This window comes from Chryseobacterium sp. RR2-3-20 (assembly GCF_017808115.1).
Taxonomy (GTDB): Bacteria; Bacteroidota; Bacteroidia; order Flavobacteriales; family Weeksellaceae; genus Chryseobacterium; species Chryseobacterium oryzae.
The window spans coordinates 1-3,710 of the sequence record NZ_JADQBD010000123.1 but is presented as its reverse complement, the minus strand read 5'-3'; the positions used below and the strand labels follow the sequence as shown (position 1 = coordinate 3,710).

General features: G+C 34.7%; 3 protein-coding genes and 1 pseudogene. 1 reads left to right on the top strand and 3 read right to left on the bottom strand.

Features of this window, described 5'->3' with window-relative positions; all coding sequences use genetic code 11:
• Positions 1-367: 367 nt before the first annotated feature.
• On the bottom strand, positions 368-616 hold the full coding sequence (locus IV513_RS15085; RefSeq protein ID WP_209391383.1) for a hypothetical protein: 249 nt from the start codon (positions 614-616) through the stop codon (positions 368-370).
• A 126-nt stretch (positions 617-742) separates the two neighbouring features.
• On the opposite strand from IV513_RS15085, the gene IV513_RS15080 reads away from it, so the two are divergent.
• Positions 743-1,669 carry a kelch repeat-containing protein gene (locus tag IV513_RS15080; RefSeq protein WP_209391382.1) on the top strand — a complete coding sequence of 309 codons (927 nt, stop codon included), beginning with the start codon at positions 743-745 and terminating at the stop codon, positions 1,667-1,669.
• Positions 1,670-1,830: 161 nt separating this feature from the next.
• On the opposite strand, the gene IV513_RS15075 is transcribed toward IV513_RS15080, so the two are convergent.
• Positions 1,831-3,303, bottom strand: a complete 1,473-nt coding sequence (locus IV513_RS15075) for an alpha-amylase (RefSeq protein WP_209391381.1) — start codon at positions 3,301-3,303, stop codon at positions 1,831-1,833.
• 41 nt (positions 3,304-3,344) lie between these two features.
• Positions 3,345-3,710, bottom strand: a pseudogene (locus IV513_RS15070) (DNA polymerase IV); the annotation flags it as partial.

Below are 3,710 nucleotides of genomic sequence, written 5' to 3'. Positions count from 1 at the left end.
TCTGTCCCAAAATGTGCTGAAAAACTGAATAAATTCATATCTAATTGTTTGATTACTACAAATATACAAAAGTTATGATAAATTACGGATATTCATTTACTTTAAGTACTTTTCCATCAAAGTTATTAGTGAACAAATTCACAACATTTATAGGAAAACTAAGTTTTAGCTTATATATCACTCACTTTGCTGTCATCTACTGGCTCGATAAGTTTAACCTATCCGATTTTAGCGAAATTAGATCTCTAAATTATTTTATTAGATTATCAATAGTCCTTGCAATATGCGTGGCTATATCTTATTTTACCTATAACTTAATTGAGAAAAAATTCATTAAAATCGGAAGTAAACTCATTCATAAACTTAATTATAAGTAGGAAAATTTATTATCCAAAAACGCAATTCTTTGCGTCATAAAATTTAAAATTTGTCCAATTCTAGAATAGGTGCCTGACATATTTGTCCAATATGGCCATCCATTTATGTCCATCTTTAAGTTTTCATAAGGGAACTCCCCACCACTGCGCAAAGTCTCCCGACTTTGAGCAATTAACAAAACAAAAAAAACCGCTTCCTCCAAAGCGGTTTTTACTTTTCCCAATGTCACTGCTGCCACGAATCTTTTCGTGTGGCTTTAGTATAAAAACAAACTCAACATCGAAAATTCCCCAATATCGCGGATTTCCAATCCGTGACTTTTTTCATCACTTTTCCCTATCTTTAAAACCAAATCCCACATCCATTGAAAACAAAATCTTTCCTTCTTTTCTTTTTCGGTTTATGTTTAACCCAAGCGCAAACCTTACATTTTAAGCAGGTTTCGGATATGTCTGTAAAAAGAGGAGCGACAAGCAGTACCATTGCAGATGGCAATATCTATGTAAGCAATGGCTACAAAGATTCGGATGGTAATGCTACTTTTATTGAAAAGTACAGTATTAAAGACAACCGTTGGAGTGTCATCAATGCTACTTTGGTTCCCAAAAGATTCGCCAATTCGGAGACTTACGAAAATAAAATTTATATTTTTAACGGGTGGGGAAACAGCCATCTTGAAATTGTAGACCTTGAAACGCATCAAGTAAAGAAGGGAGCTGTTAACCGTGCCTACACCGGAAATGCCGGTTCTGCCATCCACAACGGAAAAATATATACGTTTGGAGGAAGTGGACTAAATAATGCCGCAACCACTGTATTTTCTGATAGATTTCAATATTATGACATTGCTTCAGATACATGGCATCCTTTACCGAATATGCCCACAGCCAGAGAAACAAGAGGCAAAATTGTGAATGATAAGCTCTATGTAATTGGTGGTTTTAATGGCACCTCATCCCGCTTAGTCAATGTTTTCGATCTCAAAAAAAATGAGTGGACAGAGCAATATACGATGCCTGCTGCGATATCCGGTCATTCATTAGCGGTATCGGGTAATAAGATTTTTATTGCAGGTGGTTATAACAATCAAAATTTTATGGCTTATTTTGATACAGAAACCAAACAGTTGCATAAGTTATCATCCAACATGATTCCCAGACGACATGCTGCTGCGGAAATCTATAACAATAAATTATACATCATGGGCGGAAGTACAACATCATCACCCAAATCAGCTATTAAAAGCATTCAGGTTGCAGATATTAGCGAAGAAGTGCTTTCCACTAAATAAACCAATGAAAATGCATTTGCTACTCAACATTTTCCCATTTTGAATAATACAAAAACCGCTTCACTTAAAGCGGATTTTTTGTTTAAATAATTACAGTATGAAAAAATCATTGCTATAAATAAATGTGGGATTCTACAATTATTGGTTTTGGGAGCTACTATTTACTCGGAAATCCAAACACTTACATTTCCTGCCGGAACAGGGAAATTGCCCCAACCATTTTCATTAATCACAACTTTATCTTCAAATCGCCCAAGTAGATCAAAAAAAGTTTTACCTACATATTTTTCGCCCATTTCCATAGGTTTTTCATAAGCATCTTTATTGCTCAATACTACTGCACAGCCAGAATATTCATCATTTCCTTCTCTTACCCAGCCTAAGCAATTTGCATCTTCAAAATAATCTCGCTGAATACCGTAAGCATTATCTTTTCTCGCTTTTAGCAACCCTTCTATTCCATCTACTTTATTAAGAAAAATTTCCTGTTCATTTCCTTCTCTGTCATAATCTTTGTAATGAGCACCATATAAATCGGGATAAAAAATGCAGGGATAACCATTTTCACGCAACAAAATTAATGCATACGCAATAGGCTTAAACCAATATTCCACCGGAGCTTCTAAATCCTGCAAAGGCTGAGTATCATGATTATCTACCAGGCTTACAGAATGCATAGGATCTGCCTGAGTTAAAGTTTCATCAAAAATTCTTCTCAAATCATAAGAATTTCCCTCTCTTGAAGCGGTACAGAAATTATTTTGAAGAGAACTGTCGAAAAGACTCATGCAACCTTCTGTAGTTTCTATATATTTCTGAAGCAAATCCAAATATCCGGGAGCCCAATACTCTCCTACTGCAAAAATATTTTTCCCGGTATTAGAGCGGAGAAGTGTAAGCCATTCTTTATAAAAATCGAACGAAATATGTTTTAAAGCATCCAATCTTACTCCATCAAAATCTGTCTGTTCGAAATACCACTGAGCCCATTTATTCAGCTCTTCGCGAACATGAGGATTTCTGTGTTCTACATCATTGAACATTAGATAATCATAGTTCCCTTTTTCATCATCAATCATTTTTTCCCATCCATCGCCGTACTCCGAAATAATTTTATAAATGTGAGAATCTTTACCTTCTGCATAATCTACACCACTGAAGCAGGTAAAATTCCATTCAAATTCAGAATATTTCTTCTGTCTTCCGGGAAACGTAAATTTTGTATAAGATTCTATTTCAATCGTATCCGAAATCACTTTATCTCTGTTTTCTTCATCCACTTTTACTGCTTTGAATTTTTCAAGCTCATCTCCACCGGCTTTATGCCCTAACACAATATCTACAATAACCTGTATATTTTTATCTTTAAGACTTTTAATAGCATTGAGGTAATCGTCTTTGGTTCCATACTTTGTTCCAACAGCATTTTTTTGATCGAATTCACCGAGATCAAAAAGATCATAAGCATCATATCCTATCGAATTTTCTCCATCTGTTCCTTTGTAAGCAGGCGGAAACCAAACTGAAGTTATTCCTAAATCTGATAAATATTGCGATTGTTCTGCTGCGTGATTCCATAGTTTTCCTTTTCCTTCAGAATACCAATGGAAAAACTGTATCATGGTTGAGTTCATAATAAAAGTAAATTTTGTGATATCAATTAATGAGATTTTGCTTATTCAAACTCCTCAAAAGGAATTTTAAGCTGAACAGAGATCTGCTTTTTTTCTTCTGTGTTGAGGTGTGATAATGATAATCCCAATAATCGTACCGCTTTATCGAAAGGGCGGAGTTCCCATAATTTTTTTGCGGTTGAAAAATATTGTTCGGGCGAACTGAAATATTCGTCTTTTGTAAAACTTCGGGTAAAAAGAGAGAAATCTTTATATTTTATCTTTAAAGTTAAAGAACGTCCCAAAATATTATTTTTCTGGAGCCTGATGTGCAATTCTTCACTTAAATTCTGAAGTTTTTCTGTAATCTGCTGTTCATCGGAAAGATCTTCAAAAAAAGTGCGTTCTACAGCAACACTTTTCTGAAT